The organism is Bradyrhizobium agreste (assembly GCF_016031625.1).
Classification (GTDB): Bacteria; Pseudomonadota; Alphaproteobacteria; order Rhizobiales; family Xanthobacteraceae; genus Bradyrhizobium; species Bradyrhizobium agreste.
In genome coordinates this window covers 109,649-135,810 of the sequence record NZ_JACCHP010000015.1, presented here as the reverse complement: position 1 = coordinate 135,810, position 26,162 = coordinate 109,649, and the positions used below count along the sequence as shown (strand labels likewise).

The following is a 26,162-nucleotide window of genomic DNA, read 5'->3' as shown; positions in this document are numbered from 1 at the left end:
ACCTTCCATCACTGGGCAGGATGCCGCGCGAGGTCCGCCATGGACGCCATTCCGTCACTCGACACATACGAACTCTCCGATCGCTACGAGCGGGAGGAGGGCCGCGTCTTCCTCACTGGCACGCAGGCCATCGTCCGCATCGCGCTCGACCAGGCGCGACGCGACCGTGCGGCCGGGCTCAACACCGCCGGCTTCATCTCCGGCTATCGCGGCTCGCCGCTCGGCGGCATCGACCTCGAGCTCTGGCGCATCCAGGAGCGGCTCAAGCAGCACGGCATCGAATTCCTCCCCGCCGTGAACGAGGACCTCGCGGCGACAGCCGTGCTCGGCTCGCAGCAGGTCGAGACACAAGCTGACCGTGAAGTCGATGGCGTATTCGGGCTCTGGTACGGCAAGGGCCCAGGCGTCGATCGTTCCGGCGATGCGCTCAAGCACGGCAACGCCTATGGTTCCTCGCCGCACGGCGGCGTGCTGGTGGTCGCCGGCGACGACCATGGCTGCGTCTCCTCCTCGATGCCGCACCAGTCGGACGTCGCCTTCATGAGCTGGTTCATGCCGACGCTGCATCCGGCCGACGTCGGCGAATATCTGGTGTTCGGCGAATATGGCTACGCGCTGAGCCGCTTCTCCGGCATGTGGGTCGGCTTCAAGGCGATCTCGGAGATCGTGGAATCAGGCGCCTCCGTCGCGCTGCGCCCGCCGCGCCTCTTCCGCACGCCCGACTTCACGCCGCCGCCGGGCGGCCTGCACTATCGCTGGCCCGATTTGCCGGGCCCGCAGATCGAGGAACGGCTGGAAGCCAAGAAGCACGCGGTCTACGCCTTCGCCAAGGCCAATCCGATCGATCGGCACATCTACGATATTCCTGGCGCCACCTACGGCATCGTCACGACCGGCAAGGCGCATCTCGACCTGATGGAAGCGCTGCGGCTGATGGGCCTCGACGAATCGGCCTGCCGCCGCATCGGCATCGACGTCTACAAGGTCGGCATGGTCTGGCCGCTGGCGCTGCATGATGCGATGGAGTTCGTGAAGGGCAAGCGCGAGATCCTGGTGGTCGAGGAGAAGCGCGGCATCATCGAGAGCCAGTTCAAGGAATACTTTTACGACTATCCCGGCAGCAAACCCGAGCGCATGGTCGGCAAGCACGACGAAACCGGTGCACGGCTGATCTCCTGGATCGGCGAATTGTCGCCCCGCGCGCTCGCGAGCGTGCTCGCGCGCAGGCTCGATCCGATGTTTCCGGGTCTCGATCTCGCCGCGCGCGCGGCCGCCCTGATGCCGGAAGCCGCGCGCACGATCAATGTCAGCGGCGCGACGCGCACGCCCTATTTCTGCTCGGGATGTCCGCACAACACCTCGACCAAAGTGCCGGAGGGATCGAAGGCGCTCGCCGGCATCGGCTGTCACTTCATGGCGAGCTGGATGGACCGCGAGACCTCCTCGCTGATCCAGATGGGCGGCGAGGGCGTGAACTGGGCAGCCTCGTCACGCTTCACCGGGCACAAGCACGTGTTCCAGAATCTCGGCGAAGGCACCTACTACCATTCCGGCTCGATGGCGATCCGGCAGGCGATCGCAGCCAAGGCCAACATCACTTACAAGATCCTGTTCAACGATGCCGTGGCGATGACCGGCGGCCAGCCGGTCGACGGTCCCATCAGCGTCCATGCGATCGCGCACAGCGTCCGCGCCGAAGGGGTGACGCGCATCGCGCTGGTGTCGGACGATCCCGCGCAGTTCTCGCCGTCCGACCTGCCAGCCGGCGTCACCATCCATCCCCGTGAGGAGATGGACGCCGTGCAGCGCGAGCTGCGCGAGGTTTCCGGCGTCTCGGTCCTGATCTATCAGCAGACCTGCGCCACCGAGAAGCGGCGCCGACGCAAACGCGGGCAGATGGCCGATCCCAAGCGCTTCGCCTACATCAACGATCTCGTCTGCGAAGGCTGCGGCGACTGCTCGGTGGAATCCAACTGCCTGAGCGTCGAGCCGAAGGAGACGCCGTTCGGCCGCAAGCGGCAGATCAATCTGTCGGCCTGCAACAAGGATTTTTCCTGTCTGAACGGCTTTTGCCCGAGCTTTGTCACGGTCGAAGGCGCAACGCGGCGGAAGAAGAACGCGAGCCGGATCGATGCGGCCGGCCACGCCGCGACGCTCCCCCTGCCCAAGGCCGCAACGCTCGACCGGCCCTACGACCTGCTTGTCACCGGCGTCGGCGGCACCGGCGTAATCACTGTCGGCGCGCTGATCGGCATGGCCGCGCATCTGGAACGCCGCGGCGTTTCGGTGCTCGACTTCACCGGCTTTGCGCAGAAATTCGGGCCTGTGCTGAGCTACATTCGCCTGGCCGCGAGCCCCGAGGCGCTGCACCAGGTCCGCATCGACCAGGGCGCGGCCGATGCGTTGATCGGCTGCGATCTCGTCGTCAGCTCCTCGCCAAAGGCCTCGGGCACCTATCGCCGCAGCACCCGTGCCGCGGTCAACACCGCGGAAATGCCGACGGGCGACGTGGTCCGCTTCCGCGACGCCGATCTCGCTGCGCCAGCCCGCCTGCGCGCCATCGGTCGCGTGGTCGGCGAGAGCAATCTCGGCACGCTCAACGCCAATGCGCTGGCCGAGCGCCTGCTCGGCGATGCCGTCTACGCCAACATCATCATGCTGGGCTTTGCCTGGCAGCACGGTCTCGTCCCGGTTTCGCTTGCCGCGCTGCTGCGCGCGATCGAGCTCAACGGCGTCGCGGTCGAGCGCAACAAGCAGGCCTTTGCCTGGGGCCGGATCGCCGCGGCCGATCCGGATTTTCTGCCGAAGGCGAACGATGCGCCAAAGGTCGAGACGCTCGATGAGATCATTGCCCGGCGCATCGAGTTCCTCACCGACTATCAAAACGAAGCCTACGCGGCGCGCTACCGCGCAATGATCACAAGAGTCCGCAATGCCGAAGCGAACCTGAACAGCGAGGCGCTGACCGAGGCGGTCGCGCGCGCGCTGTTCAAGCTGATGGCCTACAAGGACGAGTACGAGGTGGCGCGGCTGCACATGCGAAGCGGCTTCCTCGACGAGTTGAAGCGCGAATTCGAGGACGGCTTCACCATCCGATACCATCTCGCCCCGCCGTTCCTGAAGTCGCGGCGCGATGCACGGGGGCGTCCGCGCAAACGGGCCCTCGGCCAGTGGATCCAGGTGCCTCTGGCCATGCTCGCGCGCCTGAAGGGGTTGCGCGGAACGCCGTTTGATCCGTTCGGCTACACCGCGGAACGGCGCGCCGAGCGTGAACTGATCGCCTGGTATGATGGCCTGATCGAGCGGATACTGGGCGAGCTCGACGCGGCGCGCCTTCCAGATCTCATTGCCGTAGCCAAGGCCCCCATGAACATCCGCGGCTATGGGCCGGTGAAGGAGGCTGCGATCGCGCAGGTCAAGGCCGAGGTCGAATCGCGGCTCGGCCGGCCGGCAATGGCGCGAGCGGCCTGAGTGCGGTGCCATTCATGAATACGGGTTGATCAGCTTCTGCTGCTCGGCGCTGTGGTGCACGAGCAGGTCGATGAAGGTCCTCACCTTCGCCGACAGATGATGCCGATGCGGATAGACCGCGTTCATGGAGAGCTCGACGGTCCGATATTCCGGCAACAGGCGCACGAGGCGGCCGGCTTCGAGATCATCCTGAATGAGGAACCCCGCCATCAGGCAGATGGCGGCGCCCTCCAGCGCGACCTTGCGCAGCGCTTCCCCGCTATTGGTGACGAAGCTGCCGGAGACGCGCACCGAGGCCGGCGTGCCCTTGCGATCGAGGAACTGCCATTCGTCGCCAAAGGGATAGTTCAAGTGCCGACCACAATTGTGCCCGGTGAGCTCGTCGAGCTTCTGCACCCGGCCGTGCTTCTCGATGTAACCGTGGGAGCAGCACAGCACGTGACGCCAGGTGGCAAGGCTGCGCACGATCAGGCTGGAATCCCGCGGCTGTGTCATGCGCAGGGCCACGTCGTAGCCTTCCTCGATGAGGTCGACCTCGGCCTCGCCCATGCGCAGATCGATCTTGAGCTCCGGATAGGTCGACAGCAGTTTCGCCGCAATCGGCGCGACGAACGGCACCATGTGCGTGGCGACGTGAATGCGCAGCGTGCCGCGCGGCACCGACTGCAATTCGCTCGCGATGTCGTCGGCCTGTTCGATGTCGGCGAGAATCTGGACGCAGCGGTCGTAGTAGGCCTTGCCGATCTCGGTCAGATTGACCTTGCGCGTGGTGCGGTGAAGCAGCCGCACCCCGAGCCGGTCTTCCAACGCCTGCACGTGATTGCTCACCATGGTGGTCGACATGTTGAGCTTGCGGGCTGCTGCGGAGAAGCCGCCGGTCTCGACCACTCGGCTGAACACTTCGAGGCTGGTCAATCGATCCATGGCTTTCCTTGCACTGGGATGTGCGCCTCGGCAGCAATCGCGCGACAGAAACGGCAATCGCGCTGGCGCAGTCGCGCGCCCTGACCGGTAGACATCACGAACCAGGGTGACCGCTCAGATTATCCATTCCCAATGGATAATCCTTCCAGGATTTAGCCGATTATCATCCGGGCCAGCAAGACCGATTGTCTCAGCGAGCCGACAGGAGACCGCAATGTCCGAAATGCCCCGCACCGAGACCTTCCAGCAAGCAACTGAAATCACGCGCGATTACGCCAAGGCGCCGCCCACTGTCCCGGCTCCGAACAGGGTCCGGCGCGCGGCCTTGGTGCTCGCCCTCCTCGCAGGCACGGCAACCATGGCCTACTACGGACACGATTACTGGACCAACGGCCGCTACCTCGAATCCACCGACGACGCCTATGTGAAGGCGGACTCCACGATCGTCGCGCCGAAGGTCTCCGGCTACATCGCCAAGGTGCTGGTCGGCGACAATGAGAAGGTTCGGGCGGGCCAGCTGCTGGCTGAGATCGACGACCGCGATTTCAAGGCGGCGCTCGACCAGGCGAAAGCCGACGTCGCTGCCGGCGAAGCCTCGGTCCGCAACATCGACGCCCAGCTCGAACTGCAGCAGCCGATCATCGCGCAGAGCACCGCCGATGTCGCTGCTGCGGAGGCCAATCTGAAATTCGCGCAGGAGGAGCGCGCCCGCTACGACGACCTCATGAAGTCGGGCTCCGGCACGATCCAGCGCGCGCAGCAGACCGATGCGGCGCTGCGCGCCAGCAGCGCGCAATTGCAGCATGCCAAGTCCGGCCTCCTCGCCGCGCAGCGCAAGGTCGACGTGCTCACCACCCAGCGCGCCCAGGCCGCCGCCCAGCTCGAACGCGCCCGCGCGGTCGCGCAGCAGGCGGCGCTGAACCTGTCCTATACGGAGATCACAGCTCCCGTGGACGGCACGGTCGGCGCCCGCAGCTTGCGCGTCGGCCAGTACGTGCAAGCCGGCACGCAATTGATGGCGGTGGTGCCGCTCGACGCGGTCTATGTCATCGCCAATTTCAAGGAGACCCAGCTCACGCATGTGCGGCCGGGCCAGCCGGTCGAGCTGCACGTCGACAGCTTCCGCAACACCACCCTGCGCGGCCATGTCGACAGCCTGTCGCCGGCGAGCGGGCTCGAATTCGCACTGCTGCCACCCGACAACGCCACTGGCAACTTCACCAAGATCGTGCAGCGCGTTCCGGTGAAGATCGTGCTCGACGATTACAACCTCACCGGCCTGCTGCGCCCCGGCATGTCGGCGGTGCCGACCATCGACACCAAACAGACGGTGCTGGCCGAGCGCGAGACGGCGAGGCGCCTCGCCCACAATACCTCCCGCGCGAATGGAGGTTGAAGCCATGAGCACGCTCCAACCGACGGTCAACGCTGCCGCCAGCCTCCCCGCTTCCGCTGCGCCCACGGCTCCGGCGGTGTCCACAAAGACCTGGATCGCGGTGATCGGCGCCACGCTCGGCGCGTTCATGGCGGTGCTGAACATCCAGATCGTCAACGCCTCGCTCGCCGACATCCAGGGCGCGATCGGCGCCGGCATTGATGACGGCGGCTGGATCTCGACCTCTTACCTGATCGCCGAGATCGTCGTGATTCCGCTGTCCGGCTGGCTGGCGCAGGTGTTCTCGATCCGCATCTACCTGCTCACCAACGCGATCCTGTTCCTGGTTCTGTCCGCGGCCTGCGCATTGGCGCAGGATCTGTCGCAGATGATCGTGCTTCGCGCCATCCAGGGCTTCACCGGCGGCGTGCTGATCCCGATGGCCTTCACGCTGATCATCATGCTGCTGCCGCGCGCCAAGCAGCCGGTCGGCCTTGCGATGTTCGCGCTGTCGGCGACGTTTGCGCCGGCGATCGGCCCGACTATCGGCGGCTATCTCACCGAGAATTTCGGCTGGCAATACATCTTCTACGTCAACCTGGTGCCCGGCGCGATCATGGTCGGCATGCTCTGGTATGCACTCGAGGCGAAGCCCATGAAGCTGTCGCTGCTTCGCGAGGGCGACTGGGCCGGCATCATCACCATGGCGATCGGGCTGTCAGCGCTGCAGACCGTGCTGGAGGAAGGCAACAAGGACGACTGGTTCGGTTCGCCCTTCATCGTTAAGCTCTCGGTCATCGCCGCTATTGCGCTGATCGCCTTCCTGATCATCGAGCTCACGGTGAAGAAGGCGCTGCTCAATCTGCGGCTGCTCGTGCGCCGCAATTTCGGCTTCGGCATGCTCGCGAACTTCCTGCTCGGCATCGCGCTCTACGGCTCTGTGTTCATCCTGCCGCAATATCTGTCGCGCATCCAGGGCTACAATGCCGAGCAGATCGGCATGGTGCTGGCCTGGACCGGATTGCCGCAACTCGTGCTGATCCCACTGGTGCCGCGCCTGATGCAAAAGTTCGATGCCCGGATCATCATCGGCATCGGCTTCGTGCTGTTCGCAGCATCAAACTTCATGAACATCTATATGACCAACGACTATGCCGCCGACCAGCTGCTGTGGCCCAATGTCGTGCGCGCCATCGGCCAGGCGCTGGTGATGGCGCCGCTGTCGGCGGTGGCGACGGCTGGCATCGAAGCGGAGAATGCAGGCTCGGCTTCCGGCCTGTTCAACATGATGCGCAATCTCGGCGGCGCGGTCGGCATCGCGCTGCTGCAAACCGTGCTGACCAAACGCGAGCAATATCATTCCAACGTGCTGATGCAGTCGGTCTCCGTGTTCGAGGAGGCCACCCGCACGCGGCTCGAGCAGCTCACACAATATTTCGTCAATCACGGCGTTCTCGACCGTGCGGACGCCGCGCATCGCGCTTATGTGGCGATCGGCCATATCGTGCAGAAGCAGGCCTATATCTTCGCCTTCAGCGACACGTTCTACCTGCTCGGCGTGGCGCTGATCGTTGCCCTCGTGGCCGTATTCTTTCTGAAGAAGCCCGGCCACGTTTCGGCCGGCGGAGCACATTAATTTAACCCAAGAAAAGGAGAGCCCCATGAAACCCCGCATGAACTACTACCAGGCCGCGCCCGATACAATCAAAGCGCTGCTGGCGCTGGAGGAGCAGATCCAGTCGACGGGCCTGGAGAAATCGCTGATCGAGCTGGTCAAGATCCGGGCCTCGCAGATCAACGGCTGCGCCTTCTGCATCAACATGCACACCGAGGACGCGCGAAAGCGCGGCGAGACCGAGCAGCGCATCTACCTGCTCAACGCCTGGCGCGAATCCCCGCTCTATTCCGACCGCGAGCGCGCCGCGCTGGCCTGGACCGAAGCGGTGACGCTGATCGCCGAGACGCATGCGCCGGACGAGACTTACGAGCAGGTCCGTGCGCAGTTCTCCGAGGAGGAGACGGTGAACCTGACCATGCTGATCGGGGCGATCAATGCCTGGAACAGGATCGCGATCGCGTTCCGCGCCGTGCATCCGGTGAAGGTGAAGGCGTCGGTGGCGTGAGCTGACCAAAACGACCAGCTTCCCCGCGGCGTCAGCCCCTCACCCCACCCTCTCCCCGTAAGAACGGGGCGAGGGAGTGAGAGAGCGACGCGTTCCTCACCGCAATAATCCAAGCGAAGAGTCCATCGGGACGCACTTTACCTCTCCCCGCTCTTCTGCGGGGAGAGGTCGGATCGCGTAGCGATCCGGGTGAGGGGCAGGGCAATACGTGGAGAAGCGAAAAGTACGTCCGACTCGCAAAGCTTCTCAGACCGCCGTCGCCTTGGCGAACTCCACATAGATCTCGCGAAGGCGCGTCGCCATCGGGCCGGGCTTGCCGTCGCCGATCGTCTTGCCGTCGATGGCGACCACCGGCTGCACGAAGGAGGATGCGCTGGTGATGAAGGCTTCCTTGGCAGCGAGCGCTTCGGCGACGGTGAAGGAACGCTCCTCGACGCGAAGCTGGCGCTCCTCGGCAAGCGCGATCACGGCCTTGCGGGTGCAGCCGGGCAGGATCGCGTTGGAGTTCTTGCGGGTGACGATGACGTCGTCCTTGGTCAGGATGAACGCCGAGGACGAGCCGCCCTCGGTGACGTATCCATCCTGCAGCATCCAGGCTTCGCCCGCGCCGGCTTCAGCCGCGGCCTGCTTCGCCAGCACCTGCGCCAGCAGCGCCACGCTCTTGATGTCGCGGCGTTCCCAGCGGATGTCGGGCACCGTGATGACATTGATGCCGGTCTTGGCCACGGCGGCGTTAATGATGTCCTTCTCGGACGTGAACATCACCAGGCTCGACTTGACGTCGGCCTTGGGGAACGGGAAGTCGCGCCCCTTGTCGGCGCCGCGCGTCACCTGGAGATAGACGAGGCCGTTGACGAGCTTGTTGCGCGCGATCAGCTCCTTCTGCAGCTCGGTGATACGCTCGATGGTCTCCGGCAGCCTCAAGCTGATCTCACCGACGGACCGCTCCAGCCGCGCCAGATGCGAAGCATTGTCGACCAGCTTGCCGTCGAGCACGGCCGAGACCTCGTAGATGCCGTCGGCGAACAGGAAGCCGCGATCGAGCACCGAGATCTTCGCTTCCGAGAGCGGGACGAATGAGCCGTTGACGTAGGCGATCGAGTCCAAGGCAGGTCTCCTGAGGGACGGAAAGTGAATTCGGTTCCCGGTATAGGAGATTTGGCGAGGGCGATAAACCCTCGATCCGTCATTCCGGGGCATTCGCGAAGCGAATGAGCCCGGAATCCATGACGCCTCATGTTCTGTCGCCCGATGGATCCCGGGTTCGCGCTGCGCGCGCCCCGGGATGACGACCGTTTAGTGCGACAGAATCTTCGACAAGAACTTCTGCGCGCGGTCGCTGCGGGGCTTGCCGAAGAAATCGTCCTTCGCCGCGTCCTCGACGATCTCGCCGCGGTCCATGAAGATCACGCGGTTGGCGACCTTGCGGGCAAAACCCATCTCGTGGGTCACGACCATCATGGTCATCCCCTCGCGGGCGAGATCGACCATGACGTCGAGCACCTCGCTGACCATTTCCGGATCGAGCGCGGAGGTCGGCTCGTCGAACAGCATCACGATCGGATCCATCGCGAGCGCGCGCGCAATGGCGACGCGCTGCTGCTGGCCGCCGGAGAGCTGCGCCGGGAATTTCTGCGCCTGCTCCTTCAAGCCGACGCGCTCGAGCAGCTGCATGCCCTTGGTCTGCGCCTTGTCATGCCCCCTGCCCAGCACCTTCTCCTGCGCGAGGCAGAGATTGTCGATGATCTTGAGGTGCGGAAACAGCTCGAAATGCTGGAACACCATGCCGACGCGCGAGCGCAGCTTGGGCAGATCGGTCTTGGGATCGTTGACCTTGGTGCCGTCGACCAGGATGTCGCCGCTCTGGAACGGCTCCAGCGCATTGACGCATTTGATCAGCGTCGACTTGCCCGAGCCCGAGGGGCCGCAGACCACGACCACCTCGCCCTTGGTGACGTTGGTGGTGCAGTCGGTCAGCACCTGGAAGGTGGGGCTGTACCATTTGTTGACATGGCTGATTTCGATCATGATCGACACGCTCTAGCGAATGATGGCGATGCGCGCCTGCAGGCGGCGGACGCCGTAGGACGCGATACAGGAAATGGTGAAGTAGACGATCGCAGCGAACAGATACATTTCGACCAGGCGGCCGTCGCGCTGCGCTACCTTGCTCGCCGCGCCCAGGAAGTCGGTGATCGAGAGGACGTAGACCAGCGAGGTGTCCTGGAACAGCACGATGGTCTGCGTGATCAGCACCGGCAGCATGTTGCGGAAGGCCTGCGGCAGCACGACGTAGCGCATGGTCTGCGCGTAGGTCAGCCCCAGCGCGCTGGCCGCGGCCGGCTGGCCGCGCGAGATCGACTGGATGCCGGCGCGCATGATCTCGGAGAAATACGCCGCCTCGAACATGATGAAAGTAATCAGCGAGGATGCGAAGGCGCCGACGCTGATCGGGCGCGCGGCGCCGGTCACCCACTGCCCGATATAAGGCACCAGGAAGTAGAACCAGAAGATGACCAGCACCAGCGGCAGCGAGCGCATGAAGTCGACATAGACCCCGGCGATCCGGCCGAGCAGCTTGAGGCCGGAGAGGCGCATCAGGGCGAGCGCCGTGCCGAAGATGAGCCCGCCGAGGGCTGCAAGGCCCGTCAGCGTCAGGGTGAACGTCATGCCCTCGTAGAACAGATAAGGCAGTGCGCGGCGGATGACGTCGAAATCGAGATTGCCGAACATCGCTTATTTCCCCGTGATGTAGCCGGGGATCGCGACCCAGCGCTCGAGGAAGCGCATCGCGGTCACGACGACGGCGTTGACGAGGAGATAGAGGATGGTCGCGGCGGTGAAGGCCTCGAACACCTGGAATGAGAATTCCTGCATCGAGCGCGCCTGTCCGGTCAGCTCGAGCAGGCCGATGGTGATGGCAACCGCGGTGTTCTTGATGGTGTTGAGGAATTCAGACGTCAACGGCGGCAGGATGATACGGAAGGCCATCGGCAGCAGCACGTAGCGATAGCCCTGCACGGTGGTCAGGCCGAGCGCCGTCGCCGCCATCTTCTGCCCGCGCGGCAGTGAGGAGATGCCGGCCTGCAGCTGCACGGCCACACGCGCCGACATGAAGAAGCCGACGCCGATCGCAGCCGTCCAGAACGGCGCGTTCGGCAATTGCTTCAGCCACAGGCCCGCAGCTCTCGGCAGGATCTCCGGTAGCACGAAGAACCACAGGAACAGCTGCACCAGCAGCGGCATGTTGCGGAAGAATTCGACGTAAGCGAAGCCGAACCAATTGGCGCCCTTCGACGGCAGCGTGCGCATCACCCCGACGATCGAGCCTGTGATCAGCGCGATCACCCAGGCCAGCGCCGCGGTCTTGAGGGTCAGCGCCAGCCCCGACAGCAGCATGTCGAGATAGGTGCCGGTCCCCATCGGGTTCGGCTGGAAGAAGATTCCCCAGTTCCAGTTGTAGTTCACGTGTCCCCCGCGCGAACGCGCCAGTCATGGATGTCCTGAGCGCCTATGCAAATGTCCGGCCACCCCTGTGTCAAGAGTGGCCGGACATGGTCCCGATCGAAAGATCGGGGTTTTACCTTACTTGTAGTCGTCCGGGTTCGGCGAGTCCGTCGGCTTGGCGAACTCGTTCTTCAGCTCGGCCGAGATCGGCGTGTTGAGGTTCAGGCCCTTCGGCGGGATCTTCTGGGTGAACCACTTGTTGTAGATCTTCTCGGCCTCGCCCGAAGTATAGAGCGCGGCGGTCGCAGCATCGACCACCTTCTTGAAGGCAGGGTCATCCTTGCGCAGCATGATGCCGTAGGGCTCGGGCTTGGAGAACGCGTCCTTGGAGATGGCGTAGTCGTCCGGGTTCTTCGAGCCGGCGACGAGGCTCGCCAGCAGGATGTCGTCCATCACGAAGGCGACCGCGCGGTCGGTCTCGACCATCAGGAAGGCTTCGGCGTGATCCTTGGCCGGGATGATGTTGGCGCCGAGGCCCTTGGCGACGTTGGCTTCGGTGAGCTGCTTGATGTTGGTGGTGCCGGCGGTCGAGACCACGGTCTTGCCCTTGAGGTCCTCGATGGACTTCAGGCCGCTCGATTTCTTGAAGACGTAGCGGCTCGCGGTCAGGAAGTGGGTGTTGGTGAAGGCGACCTGCTTCTGGCGCTCGGCATTGTTGGTGGTCGAGCCGCATTCGAGGTCGATGGTGCCGTTGGCCATCAGCGGGATACGGGTCGCCGAGGTCACCGGGTTGAGCTTGACCTCGAGCTTGTCGAGCTTGAGCTCCTTCTTCACGGCGTCGACGATCTTGTAGCAGATGTCCATCGCGAACCCGACGGGCTTCTGGTTGTCGTCGAGGTAGGAGAACGGGATCGAGGAGTCGCGGAAGCCGAGCGTGATCGCGCCGGTGTCCTTGATGTTCTTCAGCGTGCCGGTCAGCTCCTGGGCCCCGGCCTGGCTGACGACGAAGGTCGCGGCGAGCGCGAGCCCGATGTGACGGAAATGTTTCACTTTTTCTTCCCCTTTCGGATGATGCGGCCCGGATGCAAGCACAAATCGAGCCGGATTAGAATGTAACTTTCGGCTGGATCAAGGGCTCAGGTTAACGGGCCTGTCAGTGGTTTTGGCAACTCGCCGAGATCCCAGAACAGCCCGGCCATCACCGTCAAGGCCTCTTCGGTCAATGGCAGCAGGATGTGCTCATTGGGCGCATGCTGGGAGCAGCCGGGATAGGAGTGCGGCACCCAGATCGTCGGCAGACCGAGGATCTCGGAGAACACGTCATTGGGCAGCGAGCCGCCGAAATTCGGCAGCACGGCCGGCGCCTTGCCGGTGGTCTCCTTCACCGAATCCGCCGCCCATTTAATCCAGGGGCTGTCGAAATCGGTGCGCGATGCAGCAAAACTCTGCGCGGCGCGCACCTCGACCATCGGAAAACCGCGTCCGACCAGATGCGCGCGGACAGCGTCGATCAGCCCCTCAACCTTCGTCCCGACCACGAAACGCAGTTGCAGCACCGCATTGGCGTGGCCCGGAATCGCGTTGGCCGGCTTCTCGATATTGCCCGAGGACATCGCCAGCACTTCCAGTGTGTTCCAGGCGTAGAGACGTTCAGCGGCCGAAAGGCCCTCCTCGCCCCAGTTTTCGGCAAGCGCCGGCTCGTCCGCGGTCGGCACCACCTCGACGTCGGCGAGATAGGAGCGGATCTGGTTGGTCAGCCGCGGCGGCTTCAAGGCCTCCAGCTGCAGACGCCCATGGGCGTCAACCAGGGTGGAGATCGCGTTGACCAGGATGGTCGCGGGGTTGGCGAGCACGCCGCCCCAATTGCCGGAATGGTGACCGCCGTCGCGCAAGTTCACGTCGAGATGGATGCGGATGCCACCCCGGCAGCCGAGAAAGAGCGTCGGCCGATCGGCCGAGAGGCGCGGCCCGTCGGAAGCCATGAACAGGTCGGCCTTCAGCGCGTCGCGATGGAGGTCGCAGACCTTGCCGAGATCGGGCGAGCCGATCTCCTCGCCCATCTCGATGATGAACTTGGCATTGAAGCCGAGCTTGCCGCCGCGGGCCTCGCGCACGGCGCGGAGTGCCGCCATGTTGATGCTGTGCTGGCCCTTGTTGTCGGCGGTGCCGCGGCCGTAGAGGCGCGCCCCTGCTACGGTGGTGCGCCAGGGATCGCGGCCGTCCCGCCACTCGCCTTCCATGCCGTCGACGACGTCACCATGGCCGTAGACCAGCACGGTCGGCGCGGACGCGCTCTCGTAATGCTCGGCGAACAGGAACGGCGCCTTGCCGCTCGGGGATTCGACGATGCGGCTGGAAAAATCGAGCGCGGCGAAAGCCGGCTGCATCTCCTGTTCCAGATAGGCACGCAACTCGGGGCCGCGCTTCGGATTCTGGCTCTCGGTCTTGTACGCGACGCGGCGGTCGAGTTCAGCGAGGAACGCGCCGGAGTTGAAATCCTCACGGGCGCGGGCGATGGCGTCGGCTCTGGTCATACTTGCTTTTCGAGATTGTGAGACGAAGGACCTTACCCGAGGCGGGTTGGCCTTCGAAAGTGGCGGGGACTTGGATAGTTCTTGTACTTCTCTTGTAGTTCTCTTGGATTTCGCTCTTGCTTCGTTGAGATCGGCCTGCCAAGCGCAGCTGTGACGCTGACTTTGGCCTTGCCAAGCGCAAGCGATATGCAAGAAGTTCGCCAAGTTGGGGCGCACATCTATCATTCGAAGAGCGCTCAGTACAGGGCGCCGAGGGACCAGCATGGCCAAAGAGATCAGGCTCAACGCCTTTGCGATGAATTGCGTCGCACACCAGTCACCGGGCCTGTGGACTCATCCGCGCGACCGCACCGCCGAATATAACCGCCTGCCCTACTGGATCGATCTTGCCAAGACGCTGGAGCGCGGCCGCTTCGACGGGCTGTTCCTGGCCGACGTGCTCGGCGTGTATGACGTCTATGGCAACAGCCCTGACGCAGCATTGCGCAATGCGGCGCAAACGCCGTCGAACGAGCCGCTACTGCTGCTATCGGCGATGGCGGCGGTGACGCAAAATCTCGGCTTCGGCGTCACCAGCAATCTGTCGTTCGAGCCGCCCTACCCGTTCGCACGACGAATGTCGACGCTGGACCATCTCACCGAAGGGCGGATCGGCTGGAATGTCGTCACCGGCTATCTCGACAGCGCCGCGCGCGGTGCCGGCAAGGACAAGCAGACCGGGCATGACGACCGCTACGACATCGCCGACGAATATATGGAGGTCGTCTACAAGCTCTGGGAAGGCAGCTGGGAGGACGATGCCGTGCTGCGCGACCGCAAGCGCGGCATCTTCACCGACCCGGCAAAAGTTCATCGCGTCAATCATGAGGGCGCAAATTTTCGCATCAACAACACTATTCATCTCAGCGAGCCATCGCCTCAGCGCACGCCGGTGCTGTACCAGGCCGGCACCTCGCCGAGGGGCCGGCAATTCGCGGCCAAGCATGCCGAGTGCGTGTTCATGTCGGGGCCGTCGGCCAAGGTGATCGCGCCGCGCGTCTCCGCGATCCGGCAGCAGGCGGCTGCACTGGGCCGCAACCCGGCCGAGATCCTGATGTTCTCGATGATGACGATCATCCTCGGACGGACAGAATCCGAGGCGAAAGACAAATATGCCGACTACCGCCGCCACATCAGCCCCGAAGGCGCGCTGGCGCTGATGTCGGGATGGACCGGCGTCGACTTCTCCGGCTACGACCTCGACCAGCAGGTGCGCCACGTCCAGAACGATGCCGGCCGCAGCGCGATGGACAACGTCACCCGCGCCGATCCTGACCGTGTCTGGACCGTGCGTGACGTCATCGAGCATGTCGGCATCGGCGGCGCCGGCCCGGTCGTGGTCGGCACGCCCGAGATGGTCGCTGACAAGATCGAGCAATGGTTCGAGACGACGGATGTCGACGGCCTCAACGTCGCGTTCGCGATCTCGCCCGGCGACTTCGAGGACATCGCCGACATGCTGGTGCCGGAGCTGACGCGACGGGGACGGTACAAGAAAGAGTATGCGAAGGGGACGCTGCGGGAGAAGCTGTTCGGCGGCGGGCGTGCGAGGCTCGACGCGCCCCATCCGGCAGCGGGGTATCGGGTGGGAAGAAAGGGGTAGGTTGCCGCCTCCTCGTCATTGCGAGCGAAGCGAAGCAATCCAGAATCCCTCCGCGGACACAGCCTGGATTGCTTCGTCGCTGCGCTCCTCGCAATGAGGGTTGAGGCGTCCTGCCTCAAACCTTCCCGTCCACCATCACCTCGATCAACTTCGTCCCCGGCCGGTTGAACGCCGACGCCAGCGTCGCCTTCAGTTCGCGGGGATCGCTGACCTTGATCGCCTCACAGCCGAGCGCCTTGGCGAGGCCGGCGAAATCCACGGGCGGATCGGCGAAATCCATGCCGACGTAATTGTCATCGCCGTGGAAGGCGAGCAGCCGCTGCTTGATGATGCGATAGCCGCCATTGTTGGCGATGACGACGTTGAGCGGCAGCTTGTGATGCGCCGCCGTCCACAGCGACTGGATCGAATACATCGCGCTGCCATCGCCGGAGAAGCACACCACGGGGCGATCCGGATTGGCAATGCTCGCCCCGACCGAGGCCGGCAGGCCCCAGCCGATGCCGCCGGAGGCGAGCCCGTGATAGCCGTAGCGATCGCGATGCGGCCACAGCGCCGTGACCTGCCGGCTGGAGGTGAGGCCTTCATCGACGAGAATGGCATTATCAGGCATCGCCTCGACCATTTGCAGCACCAGATAGTCGGGATCGATGGGGCTACGGCCCGCGCTCTTGCCGATCTGTTCGACCAAAGCGGCACGGCGTGCAGTCCAGTTCTTCGGCGCGAGTTCGGCGAGACGCTGCTTTGCGCGGCTTGCGAGGGTCGCGCCGCCCATCTCCTTCAGCACCGGGATCAGCGCGCGCAGCGTTTCCTTCAAGTCTGCCTTCAGCGCGATTTCGGCGCCATAGTTCTTGGCGATCTCCCAATCGACGAGGCCGATCTGCACCATGCCGAGGCCCTCGGGCAGCGCGTCGACCTCGCTATAGACCGACATCCGCAAGGGATCGCCGCCGAGCGCGATCAGCAGATCGTAAGGCGCGAGCGTATCGCGGGCGGCCTTCTGCACGCGCGCGAGCGTGCCGACGAAGCTCGGGCTCTCGGACAGAAAGTGCGAGCCATACGGCGTCGAAGACTGATAGGCCGCAGCGCCGAGCAGCTCGGCCAGTTCGGCGGCCTCCTTCAGCGCATCGCTCTTGACCACCTCGTCCATGGTGACGATCACGGGACGCTCGGCCTTGAGCAGGCGTGCGGCAAAGGCCTTCAGCGCCTCGTCCGATGGTTTCGTGCGCGCATCGATGCGGGTGGAGCGGCCGAGATCGATGCCGGCTTCGCTGTTGAGGATGTCGCCAGGCAGCGAGATGAACACCGGCCCGGTCGGCGGCGTGGTTGCAACTTTCGCGGCGCGGCGCACGATGCGCGGCAGGTCCTCCAGCCGCGTCACCTCGACGGCCCATTTCACCAGCGGCTCGGCCATGCGCACCAGCGGACCATAGAGCACCGGCTCCATCAGGCCGTGGCCCTGCTCCTGCTGACCGGCGGTCAGGATCATCGGCGTGCCCGTGAACTGGGCGTTATAGAGCGAGCCCATGGCATTGCCGAGGCCGGGCGCGACATGCACGTTGCAGGCGACGAGCTTGCCCGAGGCGCGGCTGTAGCCGTCCGCGATCGCGACCACCAGGCTCTCCTGCATCGCCATGACATAAGTGAGATCGGGATGGTCCTTCAGCGCATGCATGATCGGCAGCTCGGTGGTACCAGGGTTGCCGAACAGATGCGTGATGCCCTCGTCCTTGAGCAGCGCGAGAAAGGCGGAGCGGCCGGTGATCTTGTTCTTCATGTTTCCTCCAGGAGCGGACCGTTGCCGCAAGGACGAGGCATGATGGCCGAGATGTTGGCAGACGCGCAAGGAAGCGCGGTCATGGCTGCGTTGCGCGCGGCGACCTCGTGTCCCGGACGCGCTGCGGCACGTAGTGACGCGGCGCAGAGCCGGGACCCAGACTAGCGCCGAGTTCGCTGCTACATGGGCCCCCGGCTCAGCAGCGCACCGCCGCACCGGACGATGCTTCGCATCGCCGGGGAGGCGCTGCGCTGCGTCCGGGGCACGAGAGCAATGCAAACGGCTCGCGCTACATCTCCTCCCGCCCCAGCTCGAACGGGTCGTCGCCGCCCGCGCGCTTCTTCTTTTTCGAGCGCTGCCAGACGACGCCGGGAAAGCCCTTCAGCGGCACCAAGGGCTCACCGGTATAGGCCCATTCCTGCAGCTCCTCGATGGCGATGTGATAGAGCGGCTGGCGGCCGGTGCGCTCGTTGAACAGCGCCCGCGGGATGTTGACCATGTGGGGGCCGCGCGGGCGTTCGTACATGATCGGCGTGCCGCAATGCGAGCAGAAGCTGCGCACGGTCTTCGTCGCCTTGTCCTCGTAGCGGGTCAGCGCGGTCTTGCCGGAGGTGATGCGGAAGCGCTTCTTCCAGCTTCCGACATAAGTGGCGTAGGCGGCGCCATGAGCGCGGCGGCTGGCGGCGGAATGATCGTGCCAAGCCCAGCGCGCAGGCACGTCGATCTCGAAGGCGACCTTGCCGCAGAGGCATTGGCCGGTGGCGATCCCTGCAGCGGCGGCGGCTTTGGCCATGGAAGTCTCTCCGTCGTCATTGCGCGTGCGACAATACACGACCGTCATTCCGGGGCGCGACGAAGTCGCGAACCCGGAATCCATCGAGCGGCAAGCCAAGGCGTGAAATGGATTCCGGGCTCGACGCTCCCGGGCCGCGCTTCGCGCGGTCCCGTCGCGTCGCCCCGGAATGACGGCAGGGACTTATGCCGGCGCCAGCTCGTCATACACCGGATAATCCGTGTACCCCTTCTCCTCGCCGCCGTAGAACGTCGCACGATTGTACGGCGTGATCGGGTAGCCGTGCTGCAGGCGCCGGGGCAGATCCGGATTGGAGATGAAGATGCGGCCGAAGGCGATGATGTCGGCGTGGCCTTCCGCGATCGCCGCGTTCGCGGTCTCGCCGGTGAAGCCGCCGGCCGTCATCAAGACGCCGCTGTAAAGCGGACGGAACAGCACCATGGCGGAGGGCACGTTCTGCCAGTTGACCTCGGCGCGGCCCGCGCCGCTCGAGCGCGGCTCGATGAGATGCAGATAGGCCAGACCGAGCTTGTCGAGCGCCTTCACCACGTGGGTGTAGAGCGGCATCGGATCGGGCTCGCCGGAATCGTTGGCGATACCGTAAGGTGACAGCCGCACCGCGACGCGGTTTGCGCCCCAGACGTCGATTGCGGCCTGCGTGACCTCGAGCAGAAGGCGCGCGCGGTTCTCGATTCCGCCGCCATATTGATCGGTGCGCTGGTTGCTGCGCGATTGCAGGAATTGCTCGAGCAGATAGCCGTTGGCGCCGTGGATCTCGACACCGTCGAAGCCGGCGGCGAGCGCATTCTCCGCACCCTGCCGGAACGCTTCCACGATTCCCTTGACCTCATCGGTCTCCAGCGCGCGTGGCGTCTCGTAATCGGCGATCTTGCCGTCGGCCGTCATCGCCTTCATGCCTTCGGCCTTGATCGGAATTGCCGAGGCCGAAACCGGCAGCTCACCGCCGTGGAAGGAGGAATGAGAGACGCGGCCGACATGCCAGAGCTGGAGGAAGATGATGCCGCCCTTGGCGTGCACCGCGTCGACCACCTTGCGCCAGCCGGCTACTTGCGCCTCTGAATAGATGCCGGGTGTCGCCGGATTGCCGCGGCCGTGCGAGAGCACCGGCGAGGCTTCGGCGATGATAAGCCCGCCCTTCGTCGCGCGCTGGCCGTAATATTCGGCATTGAGCGGCCGCGGCGTGAACGTATCGCGCTCGGCGCGCATGCGCGTCAACGGCGCCATCGCGACGCGATGCGCAAGCTTGTAGGGACCGACCTGCAACGGCCGAAACAACGCTTCGAATTTCATGCTGGCCTCAACTGGAGCTTGGTAAGATGACGATCATATAGGGGGGCGACACCCGGAAAAGGTGCCGCCCCCTCGAAGAAAATTCCTCCTCGCGAAACGTGGGCAGGACACTAGGCCGTCTTGATCCAGACAGCCTTCACGTTGAGATATTCCTCGACGTGCTGCTTGCCGGACTCGCGGCCGTAGCCGCTCATCTTGTAGCCGCCGAACGGCACGGCCGGGTCCATCGCCTGGTAGCAGTTGACCCACACCGAGCCGGCACGCAAGCGTTTCGCCACCGCATGGGCCTTGCTGACATCGCGCGTCCACAGGCCCGAACCGAGGCCGAACGTGGTGTTGTTGGCGCGCTTGACCAGCTCGTCCATGTCCTTGAACGCGATCGCGGAGATGACGGGGCCAAAGATCTCCTCTTGCGCGATGCGCATGTTGTCCTCGACGCCCGCGAACACCGTCGGCGAGACGAAGAAGCCCTTCGACAAAGCGCCTTCGGTGACGCGGCCGCCGCCGGCGAGCGCCCTGGCGCCTTCCTTCTGGCCGATGTCGAGATAGCCGGTGACGCGCTCGAGCTGCTGCTCGGAGACCAGCGGGCCGATCTGCACGTTGGGATCGAGGCCGTTGCCGACCTGCAGCTTCTTCCCGAACTCGGCGACGCGGCCGACGAACTCGTCGTAGATCGACTGCTCGACGAACAAGCGGGTGCCGGCGCTGCAGATCTGCCCCGAATTGGCGAACACCGCCATCGCCGCGCCCGGCACGGCGGCGTCGAGATCGGCGTCGGCGAACACGATGTCCGGCGACTTGCCTCCGAGCTCGAGCGAGACGCGCTTGAGGTTGCCGGCGGAGGCACGGATGATCGACTGGCCCGTGACATGCGAGCCGGTGAAGGCGACCTTGTCGACGTCGTGATGCGAGGCGAGCGCCGCGCCCGCGGTCTCGCCATAGCCGGGAACGACGTTGACGACGCCGGGCGGCACGCCCGCTTCCATTGCGAGCTCAGCGATGCGCAGCGAGGTCAACGGCGCTTCTTCGGCCGGCTTGAGCACCACGGTGCAGCCGGTCGCGATCGCCGGGCCGATCTTCCAGATCGTCGCGGTCAGCGGCCCGTTCCAGGGAATGATGGCACCGACGACGCCGACCGGCTCTTTCAGCGTGTAGGAGAAGATCTCGCCGGGCAGCGAGTTCTCGATGGTCTCGCCGTGAATCGCGGTGGTCTGGCCGGCGTAATAGCGCAGCATGCCGACGGCACGCAGACGATAGGCACGGGTGCGGCTCAGCGGCGCGCCCATGTCGAGCGTGTCGAGCTGCGACAATTCGTCAAAGTTCTTCTCGACGAGGTCGGCGAGCTTCAACAGCAGGTTCTGCCGCTCGAACGGTTTGACCTTGCTCCACGGACCCTCGAAGGCGCGGCGGGCAGCCGCGACTGCACGATCGATGTCTTCCTTGTCGCCTTCGGCAACGGTTGCGAGCAGCTCGCCGGTGGCGGGATTGCGGGTCTCGAAGCGCTTGCCCGAGGCTGCATCGACCCACTTGCCGTCGATCAGCATCTGCTTGTAGGACCCGTTGGCGAACGGATGGCGCGTGATCGGAATAGCCTGCGACACAGCCATGGCTGCACTCCCTGTCAGGTGATTGATTGGTTCGATCTGGGCGGGATCGTTCGGCCGAAGATACAGCCGTGCCTGATCAGCGTAAAGGCAGCGCGGAACGAAGACCTCCCATGCCGACTTGTGCAGGGTCGCACTGCTGCCATGCTATAGCTCGGCCGAAGGCTTTCCACGGAGAAGATCCATGTCACATCCCGCCATCGTCAAAGACAATGTTGCCGTGATCACGGGTGGCGCTGCCGGCATCGGATTTGCCGCGGCCACCGCCTTTGCGCGTGCTGGAATGAAGGTGTGTATCGCGGATATCGACGAGGCACGCATGACAGAAGCTGCAACAAAACTGTCATCGGTCACATCTGCCGCGAACGTGATGACCTCGGCCGTCGACGTCAGCAAGATCGAGAGCGTGACGGAACTCGAGCGCGCAGTCCGCGAGCGGTTCGGCGGCACCGACGTGCTCATGAACAATGCCGGCATCCAGCCGGGCAGCACCTTGTTCGACGCGCCGGACAATTGGCAGCGCATCATCGCCGTCAACATGTGGGGCATCATCAACGGCTCGCGTGTCTTCGCACCCGACATGATCGCGCGTGGCAGGCGCGGCCTCATCATCAACACCGGTTCCAAGCAGGGCATCACCACGCCGCCGGGCGATCCCGCCTACAACGTCTCCAAGGCTGCCGTGAAAGCGTTCACCGAGGCGCTCCAGCACGAGTTGCGCAACACGAAGGAGTGTCGCGTCACGGCACACCTGCTGATCCCGGGCTTTGTCTTCACCAGCCTGACCGCGAAGGGACGCACCGAGAAGCCGGCCGGCGCCTGGACGCCGGAGCAGACGGTCGATTTCATGCTGGCGCGGCTGGAGGCCGGCGATTTCTACATTCTCTGCCCGGACAATGACGTGCCGCGCACGCTCGACGAGAAGCGCATGCTCTGGGCGGCCGGCGACATCGTGGAGAACCGCCCGCCATTGTCACGCTGGCATCCCGATTACGCCGATGCGTTCGCGAAGTTTGTGACGCGAGACTAGGCTTGCACCGCGCCCTTGCGCCCTCCTTACGGAGAGGGTGGGGTCGCGTCCATCTGGCTACGCTCCACCTTGACTCCCCCAAAATTCGTTATACAACATAACTATTCTGACAAGGACGCAAATGACACAGGGAAACGCCGAGACCGCAAACGCGGGCGCCTCCGGACTGCTGCGGATCGAGCGGGCGGACCGGGTTCTGACCGTGGGTCTGAACCGGCCGGCCAAGCGCAATGCGCTCAATGACGGCATCATCCTGGAAATCGGCGAGTGCTTTGCGTCGCTGCCCGATGACATCGGCGCCGTCGTCATTCATGGCATCGGCGACCATTTCTCGAGCGGCCTGGACCTCTCCGAGCTGACCGAGCACGACGCCACCGGCGGCCTGCTCCACTCGCAAATGTGGCACCGGGTGTTCGACCGCATCCAGTACAGCCGCGTGCCCGTGATCGCAGCGCTCCGGGGCGCGGTGATCGGCGGCGGGCTGGAGCTGGCCTGCGCGGCCCATATCCGCGTTGCCGAGCCTTCGACCTATTTCGCCCTGCCGGAGGGACAGCGCGGCATCTTTGTCGGCGGCGGCGGCTCGGTGCGGCTGCCGCGGCTGATCGGCGTCGCCCGGATGATGGATATGATGCTGACGGGACGCGTCTACAGCGCGACCGAAGGCGCGTCCTACGGCTTCGCACAATATCTGACCGAGGCCGGCAATGGGCTCGGCAAGGCGCTGGAGCTTGCGGCCAAGGTGGCGGCCAACGCCCCGCTGACGAATTTCGCCGTGCTCCAGGCGTTGCCGATGATCGCGGAAGCCAATCCGCAGACCGGCCTGTTGATGGAGTCGCTGATGGCCACCGTCGCGCAGAGCGACAAGGAGGCCAAGCGGCGGATCCGGGAATTCCTCGAGCACAAGACCGCGAAGGTGAAGCCCAAGCCATGAGCGCCAAAGTCATGAGCGAAAAGTCATGAGCGCGCAGCCGTCCTCTTCCGGCATGGAGCGCGGCGCGAGCAATTTCCCGCTGCGGCCCATCTCGTTCGGCGATCCCGTCGTCAACATCGAGCGGCGCGACGACGGCACGATTTACCTGCGGCCAAAGCAGCCGCTCGGCGATTATCCGGTCCGCATCACCGACCGCCTGCATCATTGGGCAACGACGACGCCGGACCGCGTCTTCATGGCCGAGCGCGAAGGCGGCCGTGGCTGGCGCAAGATCACCTATGCCGAGCTGCTCACCGCGAGCCGTCACATCGCCTCCGCATTGATCCAGCGTGGCCTGTCGGCCGAGCGGCCGGTCGTCATCCTCTCCGGCAATTCGATCGACCACGCGCTCCTGGCGTTCGGCGCGTTCTATGCCGGCGTTCCGTTCTGCCCGGTGTCGCCGGCCTATTCGCTGGTGTCGAAGGATTACGGCAAGCTGTCCTATCTGATGAAGCTGCTGACGCCGGGCCTCGTCTTCGCCGACGACGCCGACAAGTTCGCCGATGCGCTCGCCGCCAACGTCTCGCTCGGCACCGAGATCGCCGCGTCCTATGGGCACGTGCCGGGACGCGACGTCACCCTGCTCGCCGACCTCATGGCGACGTCGATCCGTGGCGATCTCGACGACGTCCACGGCAGGATCGGCCCCGACACGATCGCAAAATTCCTGCTGACCTCGGGCTCGACCGGCAATCCCAAGGCCGTCATCAACACCCAGCGCATGATCTGCGCCAATCAGGTGATGCTGCGCGAGACGCTCGCCTTCCTCAAGGACGAGCCGCCGGTCATCATCGATTGGCTGCCGTGGAATCACACCTTCGGCGGCAATCACAATATCGGCCTGACGCTCTACAACGGCGGCTCGATGTATCTGGACGCCGGCAAGCCGGTGCCCGGAGGCATCGAGGAGACCGTGCGTAACTTGCGGGAAATTTCGCCGACGGTCTATTTCAACGTGCCCAAGGGCTACGAATCGCTGCTGCCTTATTTGCGCGACGACCAGGGCTTGCGCGCAAAGTTCTTCGACCGGCTGCATGCAATGTTCTTCTCTGGCGCGGCGCTGTCGCCGTTCGTCTGGAACAGCCTCGACGAGCTCGCGGCGAAGGAGAAGGGCTATCGCGTTCCGATGCTGACCGGCCTCGGCGCGACCGAGACCGCGCCGTTCTTCATGTCGGTCAATCCGCGCACCAGCCGCTCCGGCCATGTCGGCCTGCCCGTCTCCGGCAACGACGCCAAGCTGGTGCCGAACAACGGCAAGCTGGAAGTCCGCGCCAAGGGGCCGAACGTGATGCCCGGCTACTGGCGCCAACCCGATATCACGGCAAAATCCTTCGACGAGGAAGGATTTTACAAGATGGGCGACGCGCTCAAGCCTGCCGATCCCGATGATCTCAACGCCGGCTTCGATTTTGACGGCCGCGTCAGCGAGGACTTCAAGCTCGCGAGCGGCACCTGGGTCAGCGTCGGCCCCTTGCGCGCGCGCTTCGTTGCAGCCTGCGCGCCCCTGGTGCGCGACGTCGTCATCGCCGGCATCAACCGCGACGAGATCTCCGCGCTGGTCGTGCTCGATCTCGACGGCTGCCGGCTGATCAACCCGACACTGCCGCCCGACGATCTCGTCGTCGCGACGCGCGACCGCCTGGTGCGCGAGGCTTTCCGCGAGCGCCTGACCCGTTTCCTCGGCGAGGCCACGGGCTCCTCGACACGGATCACGCGCGCGATCCTGATGGACATGCCGCTCTCGATCGACAAGGGCGAAGTCACCGACAAGGGCTCGATCAACCAGCGCGCGGTGCTGGAACATCGCGGCGAGCTGATCGAGGAGCTCTACGCTGCCAATCCGTCGAACCGTGTGATATCGGTCGGCTAGAAAATTATCGCCAAAGGAGAACGCCATGTTGTTGAAGGATCAGGCAGCCATTGTCACCGGGGGCGCATCGGGACTGGGTGCGGCCACCGCGCGGAAGCTGGCGGCGCAGGGCGCCAAGGTCGCGGTGTGCGACCTCAACACCAAGCTGGCCGAAACGGTCGCGGCAGAGATCAAGGGCGTGGCCGTGACCTGCGACGTCTCGGATGCCGCCTCTGCTGAAGCCGCGATCGCGCAGGCGACAAAGGCCCATGGCCCGGCACGCGTGCTGGTCAATTGCGCCGGCATCGGCGTTGCCAAGCGCGTGGTTGGCCGCGACGGCCCGATGGCGCTTGCCGATTTCGACAAGGTGATCAAGGTCAACCTGATCGGCACCTTCAACATGCTGCGCCTCGCCGCCACCGAAATGTCCAAGCTGGAGCCGCAGCCGACCGGCGAGCGCGGCGTCATCATCAACACCGCCTCCGTTGCCGCCTATGACGGCCAGATCGGCCAATCCGCCTATTCAGCATCCAAGGGCGGCATCGTCGGCATGACGCTGCCTATCGCGCGCGAGCTCGCGCAATTTGGCATCCGCGTGCTGACGATTGCCCCCGGCCTGTTCCTGACGCCGCTGCTGGCGAACCTGCCGCAGGAGGCCCAGGACTCGCTCGCCGCCGCCATCCCCTTCCCGCGCCGGCTCGGCCAGGCCGACGAGTTCGCCGCGCTCGCGCTGCACATGGTCGAGAATGCCTACCTGAACGGCGAAGTGGTGCGCCTCGACGGCTCGCTGCGCATGGCGCCGAAGTAAGGCACCGCTCATGTTCGTGAACCGGCGCGAGGTCCAGATCCAGTGGGGCGATTGCGACCCCGCCAACATCGTCTATTACCCGCGCTATTTCGCGATGTTCGACGATTCGACCTCGATCCTGTTCGAGGTCGCCGGCTTCTCCAAGCAGGACCTGGTCCGCAAATACGGCCTTGTGGGCATCCCCATGGTCGACACCCGGGCCAAGTTCTACATCCCCTCCACCTATGGCGACTGGATCACCATCGAGACCAGAATCGAGAGCATCAAGCGCTCGAGCTTCGAGGTGAAGCACAACGTCTATAAGGGCGAGGCGCTCGCGATCGAGGGTTTCGAGACCCGCGTCCTGGTCGGCCGTGATCCTGATAACCCCGACAAGCTGAAATCCGCACCATTCCCGGCGGAAATGGTCACCAAATTCACGGGGAGTTAGGTCCGGAGCTAAATCGCCGCATCACCAAAAGACGGGGCTGAATTACCCCGCGATTTCTGCTTTCAAATGAACAC

Annotated in this window: 21 protein-coding genes; 10 read left to right on the top strand and 11 right to left on the bottom strand. The window is 64.7% G+C overall.

Annotated elements, in window-relative coordinates; translation table 11 throughout:
* Positions 1–39 precede the first annotated feature (39 nt).
* On the top strand, positions 40–3,471 hold the full coding sequence (locus HZZ13_RS22320; protein WP_197961678.1) for an indolepyruvate ferredoxin oxidoreductase family protein: 3,432 nt from the start codon (positions 40–42) through the stop codon (positions 3,469–3,471).
* 12 nt (positions 3,472–3,483) lie between these two features.
* Here the strand turns inward: HZZ13_RS22320 and HZZ13_RS22315 are convergent, their stop codons facing one another.
* Entirely contained in the window at positions 3,484–4,395 is a 912-nt protein-coding gene (locus tag HZZ13_RS22315; protein WP_197961677.1) for a LysR family transcriptional regulator, read from the bottom strand.
* 214 nt (positions 4,396–4,609) lie between these two features.
* Between HZZ13_RS22315 and HZZ13_RS22310 the strand changes: the two genes are divergently transcribed.
* The 3 genes from HZZ13_RS22310 to HZZ13_RS22300 are packed head-to-tail and all read left to right on the top strand — an operon-like array spanning position 4,610 to position 7,893.
* Complete coding sequence (locus HZZ13_RS22310; protein ID WP_197961676.1) at positions 4,610–5,791, top strand: HlyD family secretion protein; 1,182 nt, start codon at positions 4,610–4,612, stop codon at positions 5,789–5,791.
* A 4-nt stretch (positions 5,792–5,795) separates the two neighbouring features.
* Positions 5,796–7,406, top strand: a complete 1,611-nt coding sequence (locus HZZ13_RS22305; RefSeq protein ID WP_197961675.1) for an MDR family MFS transporter — start codon at positions 5,796–5,798, stop codon at positions 7,404–7,406.
* 25 nt (positions 7,407–7,431) lie between these two features.
* Complete coding sequence (locus tag HZZ13_RS22300; RefSeq protein WP_197950523.1) at positions 7,432–7,893, top strand: carboxymuconolactone decarboxylase family protein; 462 nt, start codon at positions 7,432–7,434, stop codon at positions 7,891–7,893.
* Between the two features lie 246 nt (positions 7,894–8,139).
* On the opposite strand, the gene HZZ13_RS22295 is transcribed toward HZZ13_RS22300, so the two are convergent.
* From HZZ13_RS22295 to HZZ13_RS22270, 6 genes are all read right to left on the bottom strand, one after another.
* Entirely contained in the window at positions 8,140–9,000 is an 861-nt protein-coding gene (locus HZZ13_RS22295; RefSeq protein ID WP_197961674.1) for a D-amino-acid transaminase, read from the bottom strand.
* Between the two features lie 189 nt (positions 9,001–9,189).
* On the bottom strand, positions 9,190–9,921 hold the full coding sequence (locus HZZ13_RS22290) for an amino acid ABC transporter ATP-binding protein (protein WP_197961673.1): 732 nt from the start codon (positions 9,919–9,921) through the stop codon (positions 9,190–9,192).
* 12 nt (positions 9,922–9,933) lie between these two features.
* A complete protein-coding gene (locus tag HZZ13_RS22285) occupies positions 9,934–10,626 on the bottom strand; it encodes an amino acid ABC transporter permease (protein WP_197961672.1) in 693 nt (230 codons plus the stop codon).
* 3 nt (positions 10,627–10,629) lie between these two features.
* Positions 10,630–11,361: an amino acid ABC transporter permease gene (locus HZZ13_RS22280; RefSeq protein ID WP_035997279.1), complete on the bottom strand. Its 732-nt coding sequence runs from the start codon at positions 11,359–11,361 to the stop codon at positions 10,630–10,632.
* A 117-nt stretch (positions 11,362–11,478) separates the two neighbouring features.
* Positions 11,479–12,390, bottom strand: a complete 912-nt coding sequence (locus HZZ13_RS22275) for an amino acid ABC transporter substrate-binding protein (RefSeq protein WP_197961671.1) — start codon at positions 12,388–12,390, stop codon at positions 11,479–11,481.
* An 86-nt stretch (positions 12,391–12,476) separates the two neighbouring features.
* Positions 12,477–13,874, bottom strand: coding sequence for a M20 family metallopeptidase (locus tag HZZ13_RS22270; protein ID WP_197961670.1), 1,398 nt, complete (start codon positions 13,872–13,874; stop codon positions 12,477–12,479).
* Positions 13,875–14,136: 262 nt separating this feature from the next.
* On the opposite strand from HZZ13_RS22270, the gene HZZ13_RS22265 reads away from it, so the two are divergent.
* On the top strand, positions 14,137–15,516 hold the full coding sequence (locus HZZ13_RS22265) for an LLM class flavin-dependent oxidoreductase (RefSeq protein WP_197961669.1): 1,380 nt from the start codon (positions 14,137–14,139) through the stop codon (positions 15,514–15,516).
* Between the two features lie 115 nt (positions 15,517–15,631).
* Here HZZ13_RS22265 and HZZ13_RS22260 read toward each other — a convergent pair whose 3' ends face one another.
* The 4 genes from HZZ13_RS22260 to HZZ13_RS22245 form a co-directional block, all read right to left on the bottom strand.
* Positions 15,632–17,293 (bottom strand): thiamine pyrophosphate-binding protein, encoded by a 1,662-nt coding sequence (locus HZZ13_RS22260; RefSeq protein WP_197961668.1) that lies wholly within the window; start codon positions 17,291–17,293, stop codon positions 15,632–15,634.
* Positions 17,294–17,582: 289 nt separating this feature from the next.
* Positions 17,583–18,086, bottom strand: a complete 504-nt coding sequence (locus HZZ13_RS22255) for a GFA family protein (protein ID WP_197961667.1) — start codon at positions 18,084–18,086, stop codon at positions 17,583–17,585.
* A 183-nt stretch (positions 18,087–18,269) separates the two neighbouring features.
* Positions 18,270–19,397, bottom strand: a complete 1,128-nt coding sequence (locus tag HZZ13_RS22250; RefSeq protein ID WP_197961666.1) for an alkene reductase — start codon at positions 19,395–19,397, stop codon at positions 18,270–18,272.
* Between the two features lie 110 nt (positions 19,398–19,507).
* Positions 19,508–21,004, bottom strand: coding sequence for an aldehyde dehydrogenase family protein (locus tag HZZ13_RS22245; protein ID WP_197961665.1), 1,497 nt, complete (start codon positions 21,002–21,004; stop codon positions 19,508–19,510).
* A gap of 181 nt (positions 21,005–21,185) precedes the next feature.
* On the opposite strand from HZZ13_RS22245, the gene HZZ13_RS22240 reads away from it, so the two are divergent.
* The 5 genes from HZZ13_RS22240 to HZZ13_RS22220 all read left to right on the top strand — a co-directional run bounded on the left by HZZ13_RS22240 (position 21,186) and on the right by HZZ13_RS22220 (position 26,088).
* Positions 21,186–22,031, top strand: a complete 846-nt coding sequence (locus HZZ13_RS22240; RefSeq protein WP_197961664.1) for an SDR family NAD(P)-dependent oxidoreductase — start codon at positions 21,186–21,188, stop codon at positions 22,029–22,031.
* 121 nt (positions 22,032–22,152) lie between these two features.
* Complete coding sequence (locus tag HZZ13_RS22235; RefSeq protein ID WP_197961663.1) at positions 22,153–22,962, top strand: crotonase/enoyl-CoA hydratase family protein; 810 nt, start codon at positions 22,153–22,155, stop codon at positions 22,960–22,962.
* Positions 22,963–22,987: 25 nt separating this feature from the next.
* Positions 22,988–24,871, top strand: coding sequence for a feruloyl-CoA synthase (locus HZZ13_RS22230; protein WP_197961662.1), 1,884 nt, complete (start codon positions 22,988–22,990; stop codon positions 24,869–24,871).
* Between the two features lie 25 nt (positions 24,872–24,896).
* Positions 24,897–25,658 (top strand): SDR family NAD(P)-dependent oxidoreductase, encoded by a 762-nt coding sequence (locus HZZ13_RS22225; protein WP_197961661.1) that lies wholly within the window; start codon positions 24,897–24,899, stop codon positions 25,656–25,658.
* Positions 25,659–25,668: 10 nt separating this feature from the next.
* Positions 25,669–26,088: an acyl-CoA thioesterase gene (locus HZZ13_RS22220; RefSeq protein WP_197961660.1), complete on the top strand. Its 420-nt coding sequence runs from the start codon at positions 25,669–25,671 to the stop codon at positions 26,086–26,088.
* Positions 26,089–26,162: the final 74 nt, after the last annotated feature.